This is a genomic window from Sphingomonas sp. (assembly GCF_024508665.1).
GTDB lineage: Bacteria > Pseudomonadota > Alphaproteobacteria > Sphingomonadales > Sphingomonadaceae > Sphingomonas.
On record NZ_JANINP010000003.1, the window covers coordinates 338,705 to 361,058 of the forward strand.

The window sequence follows — 22,354 nt, forward strand, 5'->3', positions numbered from 1 at the left end:
CGCCGCCCCCGCGAAGTCAAGCCCGTCTCAACCCGCTTTGCCGCCCAGCGCCGCCTGCGCAGCGGCCAGTCGGGCGATTGGCACGCGATAAGGCGAGGCCGAGACGTAATCGAGCCCGACCTCCTCGCAGAACGCGATCGAGGCCGGATCGCCGCCATGTTCGCCACAAATGCCCAGCTTGATGTCGGGTCGCGTTGCCCGACCCCGCTCGGCGGCGAGGCGGATCAGTTCGCCGACGCCCTCGACGTCCAAGCTGACGAACGGGTCCTTGGGATAAATGCCCTTATCGACATAGACGCCCAGGAAGCGCGCCGCGTCGTCGCGGCTGACGCCAAGCGCGGTCTGGGTCAGATCGTTGGTGCCGAACGAGAAGAATTGCCCGGCCTCGGCGATCTCCCCGGCCTTCAGCGCGGCGCGTGGCAGCTCGATCATCGTGCCGACCAGATAACTGATCACGCGGCCCTTTTCGGCGAACACCGCCTTGGCTGCCTTGTCTACGACATCCTTCATCAGCTCGAGTTCGCGGCGCGTCGCGACCAGGGGAATCATCACTTCTGGGATCGGCGCTTCCCCCGATTTCTCGGCGACGGCGACCGCCGCCTCGAAGATCGCGCGCGCCTGCATCTCGTAGATTTCGGGATAGGTCACGCCCAGGCGGCAGCCGCGATGGCCGAGCATCGGGTTGAACTCATGCAGCTCGGCGGCGCGACGCTTGAGATAATCGACCTCGACGCCGGCTGCCGCCGCCACCTCGGCGAATTCCGCTTCCTCATGCGGCAGGAATTCGTGGAGCGGCGGATCGAGCAGACGGATCGTGACCGGCAGGCCCGCCATCACCTCGAAAATTTCGATGAAATCGGCGCGTTGCTCGGGCAGCAGTTTTTCGAGCGCGGCCCGCCTGCCCTTCTCGTCCTCGGCCAGGATCATCTGGCGCACGGCGGTAATGCGGTTGGCATCGAAGAACATATGCTCGGTGCGGCACAGCCCGATCCCTTCGGCGCCGAATTCGCGTGCGGTCTTGGCGTCGAGCGGGGTTTCGGCATTGGCACGGACCTTGAGCCGGCGAACGCCGTCGGCCCATTCCATCAGCGTGCCGAAATCGCCGGCCAGTTCGGGCTGCACGGTCGGCACTTCGCCGATCATCACTTCGCCGGACGCGCCATCGATCGTGATGACGTCGCCCTCGGTCACTTCGCGCCCGGCGCAACGCATGATCTTCGCCTTGGCGTCGATCGACAGGGCGCCGGCGCCGGAGACGCAGGGCCGCCCCATGCCCCGCGCGACCACCGCGGCGTGACTGGTCATGCCGCCGCGCGCGGTCAGGATGCCACGAGCGGCATGCATGCCGTGAATGTCCTCAGGACTGGTTTCGGTGCGGACCAGGATCACCGCGTCGCCTGCCGCCGCGCGCTTTTCCGCGGCATCGGCATCGAACACGACCTTGCCCGAGGCCGCACCCGGCGAGGCGGGCAAGCCCTTGGTCAGCACGTCGCGCGGCGCCTTGGGATCGAGCGTCGGATGGAGCAACTGGTCGAGCGCCGCCGGATCGACCCGCGCGATCGCTTCGTCGCGGGTGATCAAGCCCTCGTTGGCCATGTCGACCGCAATCTTGAGAGCCGCCTTGGCAGTACGCTTGCCCGAGCGCGTCTGGAGCATCCAGAGCTTGCCCTGCTGCACCGTAAACTCGATGTCCTGCATGTCGCGATAATGCTTTTCGAGCGTATCGAACACTTGCGCGAGTTGTTGATAAACTTCGGGCAGCGCCTCTTCCATCGACAGCGGCTTGGCATTGGCATCTTCGCGCGCGGCCTTGGTCAGATATTGCGGCGTGCGGATGCCGGCGACGACGTCCTCACCCTGGGCGTTGATCAGGAACTCGCCATAATAGGCATTGTCGCCCTTGGCCGGATCGCGCGTGAAGGCCACCCCGGTTGCCGAGGTCTCGCCCATATTGCCGAACACCATCGCCTGGACGTTGACCGCGGTACCCCATTCCGCCGGAATGTCGTTGAGCCGGCGATAGACCTTGGCGCGTTCCGACTGCCACGACCCGAACACCGCGCCGACCGCGCCCCACAATTGGTCGTGGACGTCCTGCGGGAACGGCTTGTTCCACTGCTCGACGACGAGCTTCTTGTAAGTGTCGACCAGCGCCTTCCAGTCGGCGGCGCTCATCTCGGTGTCGAGATAATAGCCTTTGTCTTCCTTGGCGATCTCGAGCGCTTCCTCGAAGGCGCCATGGTCGAGTTCGAGCACGACGTCCGAATACATCTGGATGAAGCGGCGATAGCTGTCCCAGGCGAAACGCTCGTCGCCGGAGGCATTGGCCAGGCCGACCACGGTCTGATCGTTGAGGCCGAGGTTGAGGACGGTATCCATCATGCCAGGCATAGAAGCGCGCGCGCCCGATCGGACCGAGACGAGCAGCGGATCAGCGGCGTCGCCGAATTTCTTGCCGGTAACCTGCTCGATATGCGCGATGCCGTTGGCGACTTCGCCCCTCAGGCTGTCCGGGAAGACGGCGCCTTCGTCATAATAACGCGTGCACATTTCGGTCGAGATGGTGAAGCCGGGCGGCACCGGCAGGCCGATCGAGGCCATCTCCGCCAGGTTCGCGCCCTTGCCGCCCAGGAGATTCTTGTCCCCTTTCCCCCCATCGGAAACGCCACCACCGAACCGGTACACGTACTGCGTCATTCGTCAGTCCCTTTGATGCCTGGTTTCGCTGGGGAGGCGGAAAGGATCAGGCGGAATATGTATGTCGAGGTTTCATCCCTCGATCTTGGAGAAGTCGGCGACGCCGTGGACCGCGTCGCGCACCCGCGCGAGCAGCGCGAGGCGCGCGGCGCGTTTGGCGGGGTCGGCGTCGTTGACCGTGACCGCGTCGAAGAACGCATCGATCGGCGCGCGGAGTGTCGCGAGCGCGGCCATTGCCGCCTCGAAATCCTCGTTGGCGACCGCGTCCGCCGCGGCAGGTCCGGCAGCGTCGAGCGCGGCGATGAGATCGGCCTCGGCGGGTTCGGGAGTGTAGGAAAGCGTCGCCCCGGCGGAGGCCGGGGCGACGTATTCTTCCTTCTTCAGGATATTCGCCGCGCGCTTGTAGCCGGCGAGGAGATTGGCGCCGTCTTCGGTACGAAGAAACGCCGCCAGTGCGCGGGCACGGGCTTCGACGCGATCCACTCGTCCGTCGATCTCGTTGCCGTTCCAATCTCGCGACGCCTGAATGAAATCATGCCGAATGCCGTCATCGCGCAGTTGCACGCCGAGACGGTCGAATAAGAAATCGGCGAGGATCAATCCCAACCCGCTCGATGACTTCGCGCCGCTCCAATCCGATGAAGCGTTGGACAGTTCGATTCTCAAACCATTAGCTTGAACCAATTGCAGATAACCTAGCCCAGCCCGGCGCAGCGCGAACGGATCCTTTGATCCCGTCGGGAGCATCTCTTCGCCGAAGAATGAGAGTAGTGTATCCAGCTTATCCGCCAGCGACACCGCCACCGTCACCGGCGCGGTCGGCACGTCATCGCCCTGCCCGACCGGCTTGTAATGATCGCGGATCGCCTCGGCGACCGCCGGAGGTTCGCCCTGCGCGGCGGCGTAATAGCCGCCCATCAGGCCCTGGAGTTCGGGGAACTCGCCGACCATGCCGGTGACGAGATCGGCTTTGGCGAGACGCGCGGCACGTTCGGCTTGGTCGGCCAATTCCGTCGCCCCGGCGGAGGCCGGGGCCGTTACGTTTGAGCTACCACCTTCGACAGACAACCCGGCGGCCCCGGCCTTCGCCGGGGCGACGATTCCCTCTTCAACCAGCCACCGCGCGAGCTTCGCCACCCGCTCGACCTTGTCGGCAACCGTGCCCAATTTCTCGTGGAACACGATCTTCTCGAGCTTCTTCGCCTGCTCTTCCAACGGCACCTTGAGGTCCGTCTCGTAGAAGAACCGCGCATCGCTCAGCCGCGCGGCGAGCACCTTGCGGTTACCCTCCACAATCTTCGCGCCGCCATCGACCGCCTCGATATTCGCCGTGCAGACGAACGCATTGGCCAGCTTGCCCGCCTTGTCCCGGCAGACGAAATATTTCTGGTTCACCCGCGCCGTCAGCTGGATCACCTCGGGCGGCACGTCGAGATAGGCCTCGTCGAAGCGGCCCAGTAGGGGCACCGGCCATTCGGTCAGCCCGGCATTCTCGGCGACCAGCCCTTCGTCCTCGATCAACTCGAGCCCGGCGGCATCGGCGAGCGCGGTGGCGCGGTCGCGGATGATCGCGCGGCGCTGGTCCTGGTCGACGATGACATGGCAGGCGCGCAGCTTTTCCTCGTAATCCGCCGCCGAGCCGATCGTGATCGGACCCGGGTGGTGGAAACGATGACCAAGCGTCACCGCACCCGATTGCACGCCCGCAATCTCGGCCGGAACGATCTGGTCACCGAACAGCGCGACGATGCCGTGGAGCGGACGCACCCAGCGCAGGCTTTCGGTCGACAGCGACGCCTCACCCCAGCGCATCGACTTGGGCCAGGGAAAGGCGCGGACGATCGCCGGAATTGCCTCGGCCAGCACCTCGGCAGTCGCGCGGCCGGGCTTGTCGATCACCGCGAAGAGCACACCGTCGCGCTCGACCAATTGATCGGCGGTCAGCCCGGTCTTGCGGAGGAAGCCCTCGAGCGCCTGAGGCGGCGCGCCGGCGCGCGGGCCCTTGATCTCCTCGCTCACCGCTTCGGTCGCCTCGGGCAGATCGCGCGCGATCAGCGCCAGCCGGCGCGGCGTCGCGAACGTGACGATCGCATCGGCGCGGAGACCGGCTTTCTCCAGCTCGGCGGCGAACAGCCGGGCGAGATCGTCCCGCGCCTTGTCCTGCATCCGCGCGGGGATTTCCTCGGAGCGGAGTTCAAGGAGGAAATCGGTCATATCAAATCCTCCCCGCGAGCGGGGAGGATTTTCGGTCGCCGCCATCACGCCGCCCACCCATTCTTCTCCATCCACGCTTGGCACGACCCCTTCGCCAGGTCGCGGACACGGCCGATATAGGCCTGGCGTTCGGCGACCGAGATCACCCCGCGCGCGTTGAGCAAGTTGAAGATGTGGCTCGCCTCGATCGCCTGTTCGTACGCCGGGATCGGCAGCTTGTGGCTCAGGCAATTCTCGCACTCGGCCGCGGCCTTGCGGAACAGGTCGAACAGAGTCTCGGTATCGGCGACCTCGAAATTCCAGGTCGACATCTCGACCTCATTCTCGTGGAACACGTCGCCATAGGTCATTTGCGGCGTATTGCCCGACGCGTCGTTGAACGCGAGGTCGTACACGCTGTCCTTGTTCTGGATGTACGTCGCCAGCCGCTCGAGCCCATAGGTCAGCTCGCCCGCGACGGGCTTGCAGTCGAAGCCGCCCATCTGCTGGAAATAGGTGAACTGGGTGACTTCCATCCCATCGCACCAGACTTCCCAGCCCAGGCCCCAGGCGCCGAGCGTGGGCGATTCCCAATCGTCCTCGACGAAGCGGATGTCGTGCTTGGTGAAATCGATGCCGATCGCGGCCAGGCTGCCGAGATAGAGATCCTGCAGATCCGGCGGGCTCGGCTTCAGGATCACCTGATATTGGTAATAATGCTGCAGCCGGTTGGGATTCTCGCCGTAACGGCCATCGGTCGGGCGGCGGCACGGCTGAACGAATGCCGCGTTCCACGGATCGGGGCCCAGCGCGCGCAAGGTCGTCGCGGTGTGGAACGTCCCCGCTCCCATCCGCATGTCGTACGGCTGGAGGATCAGACAGCCGCGCTGGCTCCAATAATCATGGAGCGTCAGGATCATGCGCTGGAAACTCAGCGGAGTGCTCACGGATACCTTCGCAGCTGCGGTAGAACTTGGTCCGGGCCTTTGGCGCATGGCCACCACCCGGTCAATGGGAGCAAAGTTCGGCGCCGGTAAGCCCTTGGTCATCGCGGCATGACTACCTATTACAGAAGTGCGCGAGGGCACGGGGCTCTAAAGGATCGTTATGCTGCGTAAGCTGTTGTTTTTACTTGGCTTGACTGCTGCCGGTATGGCGGCGGCGCAAAATGCGGCGCCCAGCGTTTCTGCTCCAAGTCCGGCTCCGGCCTCGACATCCGCTCCCGCGACGGCCGATGCGGACCCGGCCTTGTGGATGGTGAAAGACAAGGACACCACCATCTATCTGTTCGGCACGATCCATGTGCTCAAGCCCGGTCTGTCGTGGTTCGATGACGGCGTGAAGAAGGCGTTCGATTCCAGCGACGAACTGGTGCTCGAAATGGTCCAGCCTGATCAGGCCACGATGCAGAATATCGTGCTGAGCAAGGCATACAGCCTCAGCGGCCCGACCCTGACCGAGCGCCTGCCCGAGACCGAGCGTGGAAATTATCTCAAAGCCATGAATTCGCTTGGGATTCCGCCCGCCGCGTTTGACCGCGCCCAGCCGTGGTTCGCCGCGACCAATTTGTCCCTGCTGCCGCTTATGAAGCTTGGCTATGATCCCAAGAGCGGGCCGGAAACGGTGCTGACGGCGGCCGCGGCAACCGAGAAGAAAGCGATCGAGGGGCTGGAAACGCCCGAGCAGCAAATCGGCTACCTCGCAGGCCTGCCCGAGAAGGTGCAATTGGCCTTCCTCGAATCCACGCTGAAAGAGCTGCCCAAGACCGAAGAGACGATGAACGGCATGGTGGCGGCCTGGTCTCGCGGCGATCCCGATGCGCTGGCCAAGTTCATGAACGATGGGCTGGACGATTCGCCCGAGCTCGCCAAGACGCTGTTGTTCGACCGCAACGCCCGCTGGGCGCAGTGGATCAAGGCGCGGCTCGACAAGCCGGGCACCGTGTTCATCGCGGTGGGCGCCGGCCATCTGGCGGGCAAGCAGAGCGTGATCGATCAGCTCAAAACATTGAAAATCAACGCGAAACGGGTCGCTTACTGATGCCAGGTCGGCGCGGGCGCCTGGCCGCGCTCGGCGCCGTTCTGCTGGCGCTCGCTGGCTGTGGCAAGCCGTCGATCGAGGCACGGCCGGCAATGTGGCGAGTCAGCGATGGCGACACGACGATCTACTTGCTCGGCAGCATCCACCTCCTGCCCCCCAATATAAGGTGGCAAACGCCGCTGATCGGCCGCGCGATCGCCACGTCCGACACGCTCGTACTCGAAAGCTCCCCGGAGGAGACCGTCGACTTTCCGGCAATCGCGCAGAGCGTCAATCTCAAGCCGGTGCGAGATCGTGTTTCCCCGGGGAAACGCGAGATCCTGGACGCGATGATCGCGCGGTCAGGAATCGCTCGGGAGACATTGGATGGCTATAAGGATTGGGCTTTGGCGACAACGCTCGCGACGGGCGACGCAATAGCGGCCGGCGCGACCGCCCGCGACGGTGTCGAGGCGAAACTTTGGAGCGCGTTTAGGTCGAGCGGGAAAACGCGGCTAGCTTTCTATCACGCAAAGGAGCAACTCGATCAGCTCGATGCCCTGCCCGACCCCGACCAAAGGAAAATGTTGGAAAACACTTTGTCAGGAAAAGAGAATTACTGGGAAACGTTGAAGACCTGGACGAACGGCGATATCGCCTCGCTTGAAAAGACGGCGCAGTGCACGCCGCTGGAGGGGAAACTCGTCGGCCAGCCCAACGATCGCTGGGCGCGGTGGATCATCGCGCGAATGAAGAAACCGGGCATTGTGCTGGTTGCGGTCGGATTGGGGCATATGGCGGGGCCGTACGCATTACCGAAACTGCTCGCCGCGCGCAGACTGAAGGTCGAGCGGATCGAGTAGGCCGCGCTATCAGGCCGACGCAAAGCCTCTTACAGTCGGCCTTATTGCGGGCCTATTTGTCGTCCCGGGCTTTCACGCCGTTCTGCCAACCCTGCTGCCAAGCGACCATGAACGCGCCCTTTTTGTATGGCGACGCGGTTTCCGGCCTGCCGCGCTTGCCCGCGGCATAGCCTTCGCTCCATGCTTTATCCTGCGGGCCGGCCATCTATTCCTCCATGTTTCAGCCGCGACAGGGCGGCCCTGAGGCCGGCGATACGGGTTCGGGCGGGCAAACTCAAACGAACCTGCGCGAGAACCTGCCCTTGCCTTCCCCGCCCCTTCCGGCTACAGGCGCGCGCTTCCGTGCATGGTCATCCCTGGAGGCGTGCGCGGAAATCCAAGCAAACCGCATATCGGAGATTACCATGAGCGACCAAATGACGCTCGCCGCCGAGACGCGTGACCGTGGAGGCAAGGGAGCCTCACGTGATCTGCGCCGCAATGGCCGCGTGCCCGCCGTCATCTACGGCAACAAGCAGGACCCCGTCTCGATCCACGTGGAAGAGAAGGAGCTGGTCCGCCAGCTGATGACCGGGCATTTCATGAATTCCGTCGTGATGATCGATGTCGGCGGCAAACCCGTCCGCACGCTGCCGAAGGATGTCGCCTTCGACGTCGTTACCGATCGTCCGCTCCATGTCGACTTCCTGCGCATCGGCGAGCACAGCACGGTGCACGTCAACGTGCCGGTCGTGTTCACCGACGAGGAAGATTCGCAGGGTATCAAGAAGGGTGGCGTGCTCAACGTCGTCCGTCACGAACTCGAACTGGTGGTCGACGCCGCCGACATCCCCGCCGAGATTCAGATCTCGCTGGCCGGGCTGGAGGTCGGTGATTCGGTGCACATCTCGAACGTCAAGCTGCCCAAGGGCGCGAAGTCGGCGATCGACGATCGCGACTTCACCATCGCCACGATCGTCGCGCCGTCGGCGCTGAAGTCGGCCGAGGGCGACAACGAGACCGAAGCCGCCGAAGCGCCGGCCGAGGCCGTCGAAGGCGAAGCGGCTGCCGAAGAAGCTCCGGCCGCGGAAGGCGACGCCGAGTAAGCAATCGCTTCTTGGTCGAAATAACGGGGGCGCCGCGATCCGCTGGATCGGGCGCCCCTTTCGCGTCTAGGGATATTTCATGCAACTCTGGGTCGGCCTCGGAAATCCCGGCGCGCAATATGCGATGCACCGGCACAATGTCGGCTTCATGGCGGTCGACGCCATCGCCGAGGTGCATGGCTTCGGGCCGGTCAAGAAGCAGTTCCAGGGCTGGACACAGGAAGGACGGATCGGGCCGGACAAGATCCTGCTGCTCAAGCCGGCGACCTTCATGAACGACAGTGGACGTTCGGTCGGCGAGGCGATGCGCTTCTACAAGCTCGAGCCCGAAGACGTGACCGTCTTCTACGACGAACTCGACCTCGATCCGTTCAAGGTGCGGGTGAAGCGCGGCGGCGGCGCCGCCGGGCATAACGGCATCCGATCGACCATCCAGCATATCGGCGACGCATTCCGCCGCGTGCGGATCGGCATCGGCCACCCCGGTCACAAGGATCGCGTGACCGGTCATGTGCTTGGAAATTATGCCAAAGGCGAGATCGAACCGCTGACCGACCTGCTCGGCGCACTGGCTGCCGAGGCCGAGTGGCTAGCCAAAGGCGACGACGCGCGGTTCATGAGCGACCTCGCGTTACGGCTGCAAGGATAGAAAATGTCGGCCGCCGATCCGGGGGTCGAATTCATCCAATATCAGACAAGCCTATCCGCCTATCTCGCGGCCCGAGTTCCGGGGAGGGTGAGTCGTGAAGCCAGCATTTGTCGTGACCGCGCTGGCGAGCGGCCTGTTGATCGGGGGCGCCCTGGTCATGACGACGGGCAACGTTCTCCCCGCGACCGTCCCGGCCACCGCCGCCGCCCGATAGGCGCTTGCATCGCCCGGCGGCGCGTGCTTCGCCGTGCGGCGTGACTATCCGCGACCTCTTCGCCACCCGCTTCTATGACGCGCCGCTCGGCGACGACGCGCTGATCGCCGAACTCGGCGAGGCCTGCCGCGGTCTCGCCGACCAGGATCGCGCCGGACGCGGCTGGTCGAAGGAGCATGGTTATCGCGGCTACACCTCCTACGCCTCGCTCAACGACCTGCCGCTCAGGGATCCGCGGTTCGCCGATCTGGTCAAGCTGCTCGACCGCCACATCGCCGCCTTTGCCAAGGAATGCGGATTCGAGCTGGGCAAGAAACTCAAGCTGGACAGTTTGTGGGTCAACGTCCTCAAGCCCGGCGGCACGCATTCTGGGCATATCCACCCGCATTCGATCGTGTCCGGCACGGTCTATGTCGCGGTGCCACCGGGATCGGGCGCGCTCAAGCTCGAGGATCCGCGCTTGCCGCTGATGATGGCGGCGCCCTCACGGCCGGGCACGTTCGTCTATGCCGAGCCGAGCGAGGGCAGCGTGTTCCTGTGGGAAAGCTGGCTGCGCCACGAAGTGATGCCCAACGCCGCCAGACAGGACCGGATCAGCATCAGCTTCAACTATCGCTGATCGCGCGATAAGCTGGCTACATGACAATCGATCGACGCACGATGCTGAGCGTGACCGCCGCGGCCACGATGTTGCCGAGCGCCGCCCTCGGCGCGAAAGGAACTGAGATGTACGGCATGCTGGGACGAATGAAGGCAGTGCCGGGCAAGCGCGACGAGTTGCTCGCGCTGTTGCTCGAAAGTTCGGCCGGCATGCCGGGATGCCTGAGCTATATCGTCGCCAAGGATGCGACAGATTCCGACGCGATCTGGATCACCGAGGCGTGGGACAGCAAGGAGCATCACGACGCCTCGCTGAAGCTGCCCCAGGTCCAGGCCGCGATCGCCAAGGCCCGGCCCCTGATAGCGGGGTTCGATTCGAGAGCGGAGACCGAGCCGGTCGGCGGCATCGGCCTAAAGAGCTGATCAGAAGGCGAACCGCGCGGACATCGTCGCCACGGGATTGAGGCCGAAACCGCCGTCGCGCACGCCGGCTGCGCTCCACCGTCCGGGCCGCGTCGGCATGATCGCGCGATCGCTGAGCGCGCCGCCTTCGAGGCCGAGCACTAATCCCTTCGACACTTCGCGGTCATAGCCCAAGGTCATCGCCGGCGTGGAGCGGCGGAACCCGCGCGACAAGCCGCGTCCGCCGCGAGTCATGTGAGGGTCGTAGAGCAGTCCGTCGGTCGCCCGTTCGGCCGCAATCCAGAAGTTGGATTGCGCGAAATAGCGCGTGCCGACCGACAGGCGGATGCCCGATCGCTCAGTCGGATAGAGATCGATCATACCGCCGATGAAGCGCGGACGGAGCATCTCGTCCAGCGGTGTATTGCCGCCGCGATAGGCGATCTGCGGCCCCAGTCGGGGTGACCTGGTTGGCAGCAGCCCCAGCCTTACCCGAGCCAGGATTTTGGGTGCGGGCTTCAGCGCCGCGGGTCGCGTGTTGCGGGCATGGGCCGGCTGTAGTGTGCACGCCAGCGCGCCGATTACGAAACCGGCACAGATCGCCCTGACAACCATCCTTTTATCCCCCCGAAGCACCATCCGTTTCCCCCCGGCCGGTTCTTCATGGGGAGAGTGACATGCCCTTGGTCCGAACGCAACACATCAGAATAGCTGAGTTTTTGCCGGCCGGAACAAGGGATTACGGCGCATTCGGGGTCACGCTCCAAATGTGACCCGACTCCCCGATGAACCGCGGAGCCAGCACCGATTAAGGAACGCGGCAATATTGTTGTCCGTTCGGGTGGGCATCGATTGGAGTATGATGCCGTGGACAATAGTATTTTCCGTCATCGCCGGCTGGCGACCGCCGCGACCATCGCGCTCGCCGCGGCGTTGTCGGCGTGCGGCAAGGGCAACGACCAGCAGATGACGGCGGCGGCCCCGCCGGCGCTACCGGCGACCCTACCGCTCGACGCGAGTCCGTCCACCGCCTGGCCGACCGCGCCCGAAGTCGCGGCACTGCCCGAGGCGCGGCCGGTGCGCACCGTCCGCGTCGCCAATCCGCGCGATTATTACGGTTATGCCGACGCTGCTTACGATTATCAGCGGGTGCTGGGCGACGCACCGCCCGATTATTATTTCGATTATGACGGCGCCGATCCCTGGGCTTGGGAAGGCTATGACCAATCGGTCGTTTTCCTCGAGCCGGTCGATGACGGCTATCGTTACTATTATTACCGCCCCGGCGCCGACGAACCCTATTTCGTTCGCGATCCTTATTATGGCTATGGCTATGACGACGGCCAATTGGCGGTGGTCTATGATAGTTACGGCGGGGTCGTGCCCTATTCGGATTACGGCGCGCGGCTCGATTATGCCGGCCGCTATCTGGCGCGCGGACGCGATCTGTATCTCGCATCCCGCCGCGGCGATCGGCGCGCGGTCAGCGCCGCCAATTGGGCGGCACGCAGCGCGGCGATTTCCGCCATGCAGGCGCGCTGGTATGCGACTCGGGATCGTCAGCCGCAATGGCGCGACTACAGCAGCCGCGTGAGCGCGACTCAGGCCAATTACTGGCGCGAGGAAGGCATTCGCCGCCAGGCTGACGCCCGCCGTTTCGCGGCATGGCGCGACGATTCGTTCCGCAGCCCGCCACCACCACGCGCCATCCCCGCGACCTGGTCCTCGGCAAGCTGGGCACGCGATCAGAAGCGTTTTCTGCCGGCCAGGGACGATCGCGTGCGTTTGGCCGACGCGCCACACGCCAATCGCGGCGCGCCCAGCATGCCGCAGGGCCTGTTCGGTGACCGCCAGCGGTTCGAGCCGGGCAACCGCGCGCCGAATGCCGTCGCGCCGCGAGCCAACGACCCTCGTCGTCAGGCGATGATCGCAGCCCGCGAGCAACAGCGCCCAGGCGCGGGTCCCATGCGCGCGCTTCGCGAACCGCAGGCCAACACGCCCGCCGGCCGCTTCGCGCCGCGGCAGCAAGGTCAGCCGAACCCGCCGCGTATGGCGGGTCCGCAAGGTAATCCCGATCGCGCCCAGCTCGCAGCTATGCGCGGTGACCATGGGATGCGGGGCAATGGCCCGCGCTTCGGCGCGCAACCCCAGCCCCAGCCGCGTGTCGTTACATCGCGCCCACAGCCCCAGATGGGCCACAGTGGCGGACGCCCGCAAATGGACGCACCACGTCTTGAGCCGCGTGCAGCGACGCCGCGCTTCCAGCCGCGCTTCAATGGCGGCAACGATCGTCCGCGTTTGCAGGCGCCGCGCCCGCAACCGCAGATCACCGCGCCACGGCCGCAAGCACCGCGTTTCGGGGGCGGCAATGGCGGGATGCGCCCGGCTCCGCAAATGAACCGGCCGGCCTTCCAGCCGCGCGCGCCGCAAATGGCCCGCCCGGCGCCGCAAATGGCTCGGCCCGCACCGCAAATGGCGCGTCCGGCACCGCCGCCACGCGCTGCCGCTCCGGCCGCGCCGAGAGGCGGCGGTGGTAATGGCCGCGGCGGTGGCGATCACAAACACTGAGCGCGTCTCGATTTTTGAGGTGCGAGAAGCGGCCCGGGCTGATGCTCGGGCCGCTGTCCTTGCGCACGTCGATCGCCCCATCCTTGCCAGCACGCGACCGGGCGAGTAGGCGCCGGGCCTTCCCCCGAGAGCTTGAGGACGATTTACATGGGTTTCCGTTGCGGCATTGTCGGCCTTCCCAATGTCGGCAAGTCGACCTTGTTCAACGCGCTGACCGAGACGGCGGCGGCGCAGGCGGCGAATTATCCGTTCTGCACGATCGAACCCAATGTCGGTAACGTCGCGGTGCCCGATCCGCGGCTGGACAAGCTCGCCGCCATCGCCGGTTCGCAGAAGATCATCGAGACCCAGCTCGCTTTCGTCGACATTGCCGGGCTGGTGCGCGGCGCCTCCAAGGGCGAAGGGCTGGGCAACCAGTTCCTCGGCAATATCCGTGAGGTCGACGCGATCGTCCATGTTCTGCGTTGCTTCGAGGACGGCGACGTCACCCATGTCGAAGGCAAGGTCGATCCGATCGCGGATGCCGAGACGGTCGAGACCGAATTGATGCTCGCCGACCTGGAGAGCCTCGAAAAGCGCGTGCCCAATTTCGCCAAGAAGGCGGCGCAGGGCGACAAGGAAGCGAAGATCGCCGCCAGCGTGCTCGGCCAGGCGCTCGACCTGTTGCGTGACGGCAAGCCGGCCCGGCTGACCCAGCCCAAGGACGCCGAGGAAGCGCGCGTCTTCTCGCAGGCGCAATTGCTGACCGCCAAGCCCGTCCTCTATGTCTGCAATGTCGAGGAAGCCAATGCGGCGCACGGCAACGCGCATTCGGCGCGCGTGTTCGAAAAGGCCAAGGCCGAGGGCGCCGAGGCGGTGATCGTCTCCGCCGCGATCGAGGCGGAGATCGCGACCATGCCCGTCGAGGATCGCGGCGAGTTCCTGGCGGAGTTGGGGCTGGAGGAAACCGGCCTCGCCCGCGTCATCCGCGCAGGGTACAAATTGCTCCACCTCCTCACCTTCTTCACCGTCGGGCCGAAGGAAGCACGCGCCTGGACCGTCCACGCCGGCGCCACTGCGCCCGAAGCTGCCGGTGAGATCCACACCGATTTCGAAAAGGGCTTCATCCGCGCCGAGACGATCGCCTACGACGATTATGTCGCCCTGGGCGGCGAAAGCCGCGCGCGCGAGGCCGGCAAGCTCCGCGCCGAGAGCAAGGGCTACGTCGTCCAGGACGGCGACGTGATGCACTTCCTGCACAGCTAGAAGCCGGCGCTACTTCATTCCGTGCGCGTCGAGCCAGGAGAGCGTGCCAGCCATTTGATGCTCGGCCGCGATCTGGCGCAGCGTTTTGCCGTCCTTCTTGCCCGACGGGTCGGCGCCCGCATCGAGCAAACGCAGTACGATTTCGTCGGTCCAGCTATCGAAGGCAGGCGATAGGCCGTCTTTGCCTTTCACATCGGCGCGCACGCCTGCGGCAAGCAGCATCTCCACCGCCGTGGGGCTTTTGACTCCGTAAAATAGCGTTTTGCCGTATGAGCCGCCGGCTTCGGCATTTACCCCAAGTGCGACTAATCCGCGAAGGTAGTCGAAGCGCTCCGCCCCCAATTCCTCGCACCGCCAGGAATCGCCGAGCGCTGCTGCCAGGGCGGTCGGCGCAGCGAAATTGTCGGCTGACGCTTCGGGCGAGACATGTCTTGGATCTATTCCCTCCGCGACCAGCGCACGGACGACCCCGATATCGCACCCGCCGGCGCCGCTAACGAACGCAGCCTGCAGCGCGTCACGACCTACTTTTGCCGCCCAGCCGCGATCAATGAGCGCCTGTGCAACGCGCGGCCGCCCCTGTTCAACAGCGCGGAGCAGTAATATCGCGCCTAGCGGCGCTGCGACCATCCCCTTCCGCTCGGGTGTGTAGACGCGGTCAAGCGGCAAGCCGGCGGCAATCAAATCCAGGACCAGCGGGTCGCCGCCCTGCGCGACCGCGGCCACCGCAAGATCGGCGGCCTGATTGCCGACGGGGTCGAACCCTTCGGCACGTAATGCGGCCAGCGTCTCCCCATTCCCTTTAACCCATCGCGCCGTTCCCGCGGCATCGTCGATCGCTTTCTCGAGCATTTTCGCCTCAGGCGGCATGCCAGCGGCAACGCCGACATAGTCCGTCACCGTCAGATCGTTCTTGCCGCTGGCGAAGCGAATGATCTGCGTCGGATTGTCGGTGACAGGATAGAAATAATCTTTCTTCAGACCAAAAAACCGAGCGGTGCGAAACTTCCCGATCAGCGCGTCGAGCGCCGCACGATCTACCTTCGCCCGATGCACCCCCTCGATCAGCACGCCGCGACCGGGTGAAAAGCGCCGATGAATACCGGCTACTGGATCTGCTGGCTCCTCACGCGTGGAGAACATGACGTTCCCCGCACCGTCGATGGTGACTTTATAATCCGGACACGAGCCAAAGCAGGCGGAGCGCGTCAACTCGATCTTGAGGTGATCGTAATCGATTGCGGGGAAGGGTGCGTCGGGCTCCGCCCACACCGGCTTCAACCTCGGCAGGATCTGTATCCTCCCCGTTGCTGTGATCGGACGGCCGGCATAGACGAAGGGTCGGAATTTCCATTGGCGCGCCGCGGCGAGTACCGCGCTCGCGTCATCGGAGGCCGTGTTGCGATAGGACGGTCGTGCGTCGATGACATCTCCCCCGGGCGATATAACGACGTCGATCGATGAGCTGGACATGGCCGCGTCTTCGGGACGATCGACCTCAACCACGTCCGCACCGGAAAGTTTGTGCGACGCGATCGTTTCGTCGGCCATGCCCACCGTGGCCGTCCGCTCCGCCGGAGCTGCTACCAGAAACCCAACCAGGATCGTAGCTGCTCGCATCATCCCCCTCCTATAAATGATACAATGTATCAAGAATAGAGAATTGCGTCGCGCCGTCAAATGGCAGGACTAGCCATGATCGAACGCCATCAGGATGGGGCACGGTCCCGCATCCGAATTGGCGCAATCATGGGCCAATCGGGCGAGCGCCGCGCGTGCTGCCGCCAGTTCCTCGATCTTCGCATCCAGCGCGGCGATCCGCTCGGTCGCGAGTTCGCGCGCCCGGGTGCGATCATCGGTCGCGTCGAGCTCGAGCAACTCGGCGATCTGGTCGAGCGTGAACCCCGCGCCCTGCGCCGCCCGGATGAACCGAAGCCGCTGCACATCCGACGCGCCGTAGCGGCGGACGCCACCATATGTTTCGTCGCGAGGCGGCTCCTTCAGCAGGCCGCGGCGTTGATAATAGCGGATGGTCTCGACGCCCACGCCGCCCGAAGCGGCCAATTTACCGATCGTCATTCCGGCCATGCTTGACTCCGTACCATGGTACGGAACCTATATGGGAAGCGTCATGGAAAACGCAAAGCACGCAACGCTCTATCGCATGGTCATGCCCGAGCATGTCTGTCCCTATGGCCGCAAATCCAAATGGCTGCTCGAATCGCACGGTTACCAGGTCGACGATCACTGGCTGCGGACGCGCGAGGAGACGGACGCGTTCAAGGCCGAGCACAAAGTCGCCACCACCCCACAGACGTTCATCGATGGCCGGCGGATCGGCGGCAACGACGACCTCCGCCGCTTCTTCGGCAAACATGTGCCGGCCAAGGACGAGACCAGCTATCGCCCGGTCATCGCCGTGTTCGCGATGACCGCGCTGATGGCGCTCGCCGCCAGCCAAGCCGCGACGGGTTCGCCGTTCACGGTGATGGCGGGCGAATGGTTCATCGCGTTCAGCATGTGTGTCCTCGCCATCCTCAAGCTGCAGGACGTCGAGCGCTTTTCGACGATGTTCCTCAATTACGATCTGCTTGCCCAGCGCTGGGTACCGTACGGCTACATCTATCCGTTCGCCGAAGCGCTGGCTGGCGTGCTGATGGCTGCCCATGCCGCGACATGGCTGTCGATTCCCGTCGCCTTGTTCATCGGCGGCATCGGTGCGGTGTCGGTGTTCAAGGCCGTCTATGTCGACAAACGCGCGCTCAAATGCGCCTGCGTCGGCGGGTCGAGCAACGTCCCGCTGGGCTTCGTATCGTTGACCGAGAATTTGATGATGGTCGCGATGGCGATCTGGATGTTGGCGCGTTAGAACGTTGCCATGCTGCTTCGGCTGATCCTCTTCGTCATGCTCGCATTCGGCACGCCCGCCATGCCGGCTGGCGCGCATGATGGCATGCAGCCGATGGCAATGGCCGGACACCCTATGCCCGGCCCGGAGCACAAGGCACCCATACCGCAGCAGCATCTCTGCGTCGGTTGTGTCCCGATCGGGGATTGGAACGCCGTAAGGGTGCTGCCGCCGGTATCCATCCCTGCTCCCGCGCCGCTCTCCCGCATCGCGGTGCTGACAATATTGCCCGATAAGGCCCCCATCCCGCCTCCGCCCAGGATTGAGTGAAGCCCTCAACGCTTCCCCTATTCCACGGAGATTTTCGATGATCAGCACCAGATGGCTCGTGGCCGCAGCGGCGGTCGCGATGCTGCCCGGCATGGCGGCCGCCCAGAGCATGGGCGGCATGTCGATGCCCGGCATGAAAATGCCCGCCAAGCCGGCGGCCAAGCCGAATACCAAGGCCAAGGCCGCCAAGAAGCGGGCACCCGCGCACAAGTCGAGGCGCCGCAGGGCGGCACGCGCGTCCGGGCCGAATCCCGCTAACAGTGATTCCATGCCCGGGATGGAGATGGGGCCGCCAACACCCACCTCTCCGCCACCCGGCTCGCCGATGCCCATGACGATGCCGGGGATGGATATGTCTGCCCCACAGGCGTCGCCATCCATGCCCGCCGACAAGCCCGCACCTGAACAGCCGCCCGCGGCCATGCCGGGCATGACCATGCCGATGCCCGCGCCTGGCGCGCGCGCCGGCGACGGGAAGATGGCTGCGATGCCGGGGATGGACATGTCCGGTGCGCCGCAACCCTTTGCAAAGGGCTCCGGCACCTCGCGTCTGCCGGGTGCGGAGGGGATGATGCATGGCCTCCACCTCGCGAGCGGGGACTGGATGGTGATGCTCCACGGCTATGCCTGGGGCAGCTATACCAATCAGTCGGGTCCGCGCGGCCGCGACGAGGCGTTCGTCACCTCGATGGCGATGATCGACGCGGAGCGAGACTTCGGCGCCGCGCGATTGACATTGCGGTCGATGCTGAGCCTCGACGCTCTCATGGGGGCGAAAGGCTATCCCAGCCTGTTCGCGACCGGAGAGAGCGCCGATGGCGTGACCCCATTGGTCGATCGCCAGCATCCGCACGATCTCTTCATGGAGTTGGCGGCACGTGTCGACGTGCCGTTGACCAAGGGATTGACCGGGTTCGTCTATGGCGGTCCGGTCGCCGAGCCGGCGCTTGGACCCTCCGCCTTCATGCATCGCGCCTCGGCGAAATATTTGCCGCTTGCGCCGATCACGCACCATTGGTTCGACAGCACCCACATCACCTTCGGCGTGGTCACCGCCGGGCTTTACGGCGACCATTGGCAGATCGAAGGATCGGGGTTCCGCGGGCGCGAGCCGGACCAGCATCGCTGGGACATCGAAACGCCCAAGCTCGATTCGTTGAGCGTGCGCGCCAGCTGGAATCCGTCTCCTTATTGGTCGGCCCAGGCCAGCTATGGGCGGCTGAAGAGTCCCGAAGCGCTGGAGCCCGGCCAGGACGAAGCGCGGACGACCGCCACCGTGCAATATGCGCGCGGCGGCTTTTCCGCGCTCGCCGGGTTCGCGGTCAAGAACCGTCTGCCCGGACGCGCGCTGACCGCATGGCTGGGAGAAGCCAATTGGGATATCAGCGCCCATCACAGCGTGTTCGGGCGAATTGAGAATCTGGCCAATGACGAGCTGTTCCCCGATCCGCTCGATCCGTTGCACGACCGCAAGTTCCGGGTGACGCGCGCCGAACTCGGTTACGCCTATCGGCTCAAGCTGGTCGGCCCGCTCGAGGCCGCGATTGGTGGTAGCGGGTTCCTGATCGCCAAGCCGTCGGTGCTCGACACCGCCTATGGCAAATCGCCGGCGGGTTGGACGGGCTTCGTTAAACTGAGCCTCGGCGGATAGCTTGCGCGCAGGCTGGCGGCCCGGCATGGCCAGCGCGGATCGACCAAGGAGTCGTTGATGCGCTGGATCGTCCGGGCCGCCATTCTTGTTGTTGCTGCGTCACTGTCGGTTCAGGCTTGGGCGTCATCGCCGCAAAGCATCCCGGCCAGCGCCGCCTCGCCAACCCAAACCGAGACGAAGGCGCCGGTCACGATCCTGGTGTCGATCGACGGCTTCCGCGCCGATTATCTCGATCGGGGCGTCACTCCCAATCTCAGCGCGCTCGCCGCCGCCGGGATCAGCAGCGCGATGCGGCCGAGCTACCCGTCCAAGACGTTCCCCAATCATTGGACCTTGGTCACGGGACTGCGCCCCGACCGCACCGGCATCGTCGCCAACAAGATGCTCGACGCGTCACGGCCGGGCGACACTTTCACCATGGCGTCCGACGACCCGTTCTGGTGGAACGCCGCCGAACCCATCTGGGTAACCGCGGAAAAGGCCGGGGTCCGCACCGCTACCGCCTTCTGGCCCGGATCGAACGTCGCCTGGGGTGGCGAGCGATCGAAGGACTGGCCCAATCCGATCACCGGCGGCACGCGGCCCGAGGACTGGCTGCAGTTCAACCAGGCGCTCACCGATCGCCAGCGCGTCGACAGCGTCATCGACTGGCTGCGCCGCCCTGCCGAGACGCGCCCGCGCTTCGTCACGCTCTATTTCGACGAGGTCGATACGGCTGGCCATGAATATGGTCCGGACGACCAGCGCACGACCGACGCGGTCGCCAATGTCGACAAGGCGATCGGGAGGCTGCGTGAGGAACTCGCCAAGCTAGGTCAGCCGGCGAATCTGGTGATCGTCGCCGATCACGGCATGGCGGCGATTTCTCAGGATCGGCTGATCGTGCTCGATAGGTTCAGCAATTCCGACGATTACGACGTGGTCGAAGATGGCGTCTATGCCTCGATCAATCCCAAGGCCGGCAAGGAGGCAATGGTCGAAAAGGCGCTGCTCGGCGCCCATGGCCCGCACCTCACCTGCTATCGCAAGGCCGAGGTGCCGGAGCGCCTCCATTACGGGAGGAACCCGCGCGTGCCGGCGATCCTGTGCCTGCCCGACGCCGGCTGGACGGTCGTCGTCCATCCGCCCAAGCACAAGGTCGAGGGCGGCGCGCACGGCTATGACAATGACGCACCGGAGATGCGGGCGCTGTTCATCGCCAGCGGACCGGCGATCAAGCCGCTGGGCCGGATTCCGACCTTCGACAATGTCGACGTCGCGCCGCTGCTGCGCGACCTGATCGGTCTGGCGCCCGGACAGGGTCTCGACGGCGATGACGCACCGTTCCGGGGAGCATTGGTAAAATGAGCGACGATCTGAAATATTTCGAAGACTTGGTGGTCGGCACCAAAGCGAGTTTCGGCCGCTATGAAGTGACGCGCGAAGAAGTCGTCGAGTTCGCATCCAAATACGACCCTCAGCCTTTCCATCTGTCCGACGAAGCCGCGGCCCAGACCCATTTCGGGCGATTGTCGGCAAGCGGTTGGCACACCGCCGCAATGGCGATGCGGATGGCGGTCGAAAATATGAAGGACCAACGCTCGGCAGGCCTCGGCTCGCCGGGGTTAGACGAATTGCGCTGGTTGAAGCCGGTCTATCCAGGCGACACGCTGCGCTGCGAGACCGAATTGCTGGAGAAGCGCGTGTCGCGGAGCCGCCCGGAAATGGGCATCACCAAGGGGCGGACCACGGTCTTCAACCAGCATGACCAAGCGGTCATGACCTACATCGCCAACGGGCTGATCCGCACGCGACCCGCAGAGGAATAGGCCGACACCCCCTCCCTACAAGGGAGGGGAAGCTCCGGGCTTCAGGCTTGATCGTCAGTGCGGACGGCGGCCGCCGTCATTACCACGACCACGCCAATTACCGCCCCCATTACCGCGCCAGCGATAGCCGTCATTACCGCCGGCTCGCGGGCCGCGCTGGAAGCCACGCCATTCCTCGCCGCGGTTGGAGCCGCGCCATTGGCTGCCGCGATTCTGCCAATAATATTGCTGGCTGCCGGTCCAGCGGTGCGGACGGCGATAGCGATCGTACACGTAATAGCCGCTGCCCGGATAATAATAGCCGTTATACCAGCCATAATAAGGCACGCCGTACCCGCCGTCGTAGAAATCGCTGTAATAGTCGCCGTAATAGCCCGGCGAACCATAGCCGACGCTCACGCTGCTATAGCCGTATCCGTCATCGACGCAGCCGCCCAGCGAGAGCAGCGACGCCGCACCCAACATCATGATGCCGATCTTCATTGAAACGCCTCCATACACCGGAGCCGCGGCAAGAACGCGCCGCTGCCACTAACCAGACAGAACGATTCGGAGGCGAAATCAGTTCCTGAAGGACCGTTTCAGTCCGATCGGACCGGTCAGTGCCCTTCGAAAGCGAATAGCGAGGTTACCTTTACCCCATCGCCTTCCAGCGCGGCGGCACCGCCGAGATCGGGCAGGTCGATGACGAACTGGACCTGATCGACCACCGCGCCAGCCTTGCGCAACAAACGGATGGCAGCCCGCGCCGTACCTCCCGTGGCGATCAGATCGTCGACCAGCAACACGCGCTGGCCGGGGACCAGCGCGTCCTCGTGCATGGCGATGCGATCGGTGCCGTATTCCAGCGCATAATCCTCCGCGATCGTCACGCCGGGCAGCTTGCCGTCCTTGCGGATCAGCAGCACGCCGGCGTTGAGCGGTACAGCGAGGGCGGCGGCAAACAGGAACCCGCGCGCCTCGATCCCGGCAACGAGATCGACCGGGCCGTCGACCGCCGACGCCATGCGCCTGATGGTTTCGGCCAACCCTTGCGCATCGAGCAGCAAGGTCGTGATGTCACGGAACATGATCCCGGGCTTGGGAAAGTCCGGGATCGTGCGGATCAGTGCCTTGAGGTCATCATTGGCGTGGGTCATCGCGAACTCCGCGCGGGATGACGATGGAAAGTGACGCGGCCGC

General features: G+C 64.8%; 22 protein-coding genes. 13 read left to right on the forward strand and 9 right to left on the reverse strand.

From position 1 onward, the window contains the following. Positions 1-27: 27 nt before the first annotated feature. The 3 genes from ppdK to Q0L25_RS06850 form a co-directional block, all read right to left on the reverse strand. Entirely contained in the window at positions 28-2,697 is a 2,670-nt protein-coding gene (gene ppdK / locus Q0L25_RS06840) for a pyruvate, phosphate dikinase (protein WP_296612750.1), read from the reverse strand. 72 nt (positions 2,698-2,769) lie between these two features. Continuing rightward, complete coding sequence (gene glyS, locus Q0L25_RS06845) at positions 2,770-4,911, reverse strand: glycine--tRNA ligase subunit beta (protein WP_296612752.1); 2,142 nt, start codon at positions 4,909-4,911, stop codon at positions 2,770-2,772. A gap of 44 nt (positions 4,912-4,955) precedes the next feature. After that, a complete protein-coding gene (locus tag Q0L25_RS06850; protein ID WP_296612897.1) occupies positions 4,956-5,810 on the reverse strand; it encodes a glycine--tRNA ligase subunit alpha in 855 nt (284 codons plus the stop codon). 217 nt (positions 5,811-6,027) lie between these two features. Between Q0L25_RS06850 and Q0L25_RS06855 the strand changes: the two genes are divergently transcribed. Both Q0L25_RS06855 and Q0L25_RS06860 read left to right on the forward strand, forming a co-directional pair. Beyond that, entirely contained in the window at positions 6,028-6,930 is a 903-nt protein-coding gene (locus tag Q0L25_RS06855; RefSeq protein ID WP_296612754.1) for a TraB/GumN family protein, read from the forward strand. A gap of 92 nt (positions 6,931-7,022) precedes the next feature. After that, complete coding sequence (locus Q0L25_RS06860) at positions 7,023-7,772, forward strand: TraB/GumN family protein (RefSeq protein WP_296612899.1); 750 nt, start codon at positions 7,023-7,025, stop codon at positions 7,770-7,772. 52 nt (positions 7,773-7,824) lie between these two features. On the opposite strand, the gene Q0L25_RS06865 is transcribed toward Q0L25_RS06860, so the two are convergent. Beyond that, positions 7,825-7,977 (reverse strand): ribosome modulation factor, encoded by a 153-nt coding sequence (locus tag Q0L25_RS06865; RefSeq protein WP_157082297.1) that lies wholly within the window; start codon positions 7,975-7,977, stop codon positions 7,825-7,827. Positions 7,978-8,176: 199 nt separating this feature from the next. Between Q0L25_RS06865 and Q0L25_RS06870 the strand changes: the two genes are divergently transcribed. The 4 genes from Q0L25_RS06870 to Q0L25_RS06885 all read left to right on the forward strand — a co-directional run bounded on the left by Q0L25_RS06870 (position 8,177) and on the right by Q0L25_RS06885 (position 10,743). Then, complete coding sequence (locus Q0L25_RS06870; protein ID WP_296612757.1) at positions 8,177-8,857, forward strand: 50S ribosomal protein L25/general stress protein Ctc; 681 nt, start codon at positions 8,177-8,179, stop codon at positions 8,855-8,857. Positions 8,858-8,936: 79 nt separating this feature from the next. Then, the gene (gene pth, locus Q0L25_RS06875; RefSeq protein ID WP_296612759.1) at positions 8,937-9,506 is read left to right on the forward strand and encodes an aminoacyl-tRNA hydrolase; all 570 of its coding nucleotides are present in this window, start codon (positions 8,937-8,939) and stop codon (positions 9,504-9,506) included. A 254-nt stretch (positions 9,507-9,760) separates the two neighbouring features. Further along, positions 9,761-10,339 (forward strand): TIGR02466 family protein, encoded by a 579-nt coding sequence (locus Q0L25_RS06880; RefSeq protein ID WP_296612760.1) that lies wholly within the window; start codon positions 9,761-9,763, stop codon positions 10,337-10,339. A 20-nt stretch (positions 10,340-10,359) separates the two neighbouring features. After that, positions 10,360-10,743: a putative quinol monooxygenase gene (locus tag Q0L25_RS06885; protein WP_296612761.1), complete on the forward strand. Its 384-nt coding sequence runs from the start codon at positions 10,360-10,362 to the stop codon at positions 10,741-10,743. Here the strand turns inward: Q0L25_RS06885 and Q0L25_RS06890 are convergent, their stop codons facing one another. Beyond that, complete coding sequence (locus Q0L25_RS06890) at positions 10,744-11,337, reverse strand: hypothetical protein (RefSeq protein WP_296612763.1); 594 nt, start codon at positions 11,335-11,337, stop codon at positions 10,744-10,746. Positions 11,338-11,589: 252 nt separating this feature from the next. Here Q0L25_RS06890 and Q0L25_RS06895 point away from each other — a divergent pair, with 252 nt between their 5' ends. Beyond that, positions 11,590-13,290, forward strand: coding sequence for a hypothetical protein (locus Q0L25_RS06895; RefSeq protein WP_296612764.1), 1,701 nt, complete (start codon positions 11,590-11,592; stop codon positions 13,288-13,290). A 147-nt stretch (positions 13,291-13,437) separates the two neighbouring features. Then, positions 13,438-14,535 carry a redox-regulated ATPase YchF gene (gene ychF / locus Q0L25_RS06900; protein WP_296612766.1) on the forward strand — a complete coding sequence of 366 codons (1,098 nt, stop codon included), beginning with the start codon at positions 13,438-13,440 and terminating at the stop codon, positions 14,533-14,535. A 9-nt stretch (positions 14,536-14,544) separates the two neighbouring features. Here ychF and Q0L25_RS06905 read toward each other — a convergent pair whose 3' ends face one another. Beyond that, positions 14,545-16,086, reverse strand: coding sequence for a DUF6438 domain-containing protein (locus tag Q0L25_RS06905; protein ID WP_296612768.1), 1,542 nt, complete (start codon positions 16,084-16,086; stop codon positions 14,545-14,547). Between the two features lie 138 nt (positions 16,087-16,224). After that, positions 16,225-16,623, reverse strand: a complete 399-nt coding sequence (locus tag Q0L25_RS06910; RefSeq protein ID WP_296612769.1) for a MerR family transcriptional regulator — start codon at positions 16,621-16,623, stop codon at positions 16,225-16,227. Positions 16,624-16,666: 43 nt separating this feature from the next. On the opposite strand from Q0L25_RS06910, the gene Q0L25_RS06915 reads away from it, so the two are divergent. From Q0L25_RS06915 to Q0L25_RS06935, 5 genes are read left to right on the forward strand one after another with little or no spacing between them, the layout of a single operon-like run. Then, a complete protein-coding gene (locus Q0L25_RS06915; protein WP_296612771.1) occupies positions 16,667-17,404 on the forward strand; it encodes a glutaredoxin in 738 nt (245 codons plus the stop codon). Positions 17,405-17,413: 9 nt separating this feature from the next. Beyond that, positions 17,414-17,713 carry a hypothetical protein gene (locus Q0L25_RS06920; RefSeq protein WP_296612772.1) on the forward strand — a complete coding sequence of 100 codons (300 nt, stop codon included), beginning with the start codon at positions 17,414-17,416 and terminating at the stop codon, positions 17,711-17,713. A 37-nt stretch (positions 17,714-17,750) separates the two neighbouring features. After that, positions 17,751-19,364 carry a hypothetical protein gene (locus Q0L25_RS06925; RefSeq protein WP_296612774.1) on the forward strand — a complete coding sequence of 538 codons (1,614 nt, stop codon included), beginning with the start codon at positions 17,751-17,753 and terminating at the stop codon, positions 19,362-19,364. Positions 19,365-19,421: 57 nt separating this feature from the next. Then, complete coding sequence (locus Q0L25_RS06930) at positions 19,422-20,711, forward strand: nucleotide pyrophosphatase/phosphodiesterase family protein (RefSeq protein WP_296612776.1); 1,290 nt, start codon at positions 19,422-19,424, stop codon at positions 20,709-20,711. A gap of 8 nt (positions 20,712-20,719) precedes the next feature. Continuing rightward, entirely contained in the window at positions 20,720-21,172 is a 453-nt protein-coding gene (locus tag Q0L25_RS06935) for a MaoC family dehydratase (protein ID WP_296612900.1), read from the forward strand. Positions 21,173-21,226: 54 nt separating this feature from the next. Here the strand turns inward: Q0L25_RS06935 and Q0L25_RS06940 are convergent, their stop codons facing one another. Then, entirely contained in the window at positions 21,227-21,655 is a 429-nt protein-coding gene (locus tag Q0L25_RS06940; protein ID WP_296612779.1) for a hypothetical protein, read from the reverse strand. A 116-nt stretch (positions 21,656-21,771) separates the two neighbouring features. Beyond that, positions 21,772-22,311, reverse strand: a complete 540-nt coding sequence (locus Q0L25_RS06945) for an adenine phosphoribosyltransferase (protein WP_296612780.1) — start codon at positions 22,309-22,311, stop codon at positions 21,772-21,774. Positions 22,312-22,354: the final 43 nt, after the last annotated feature.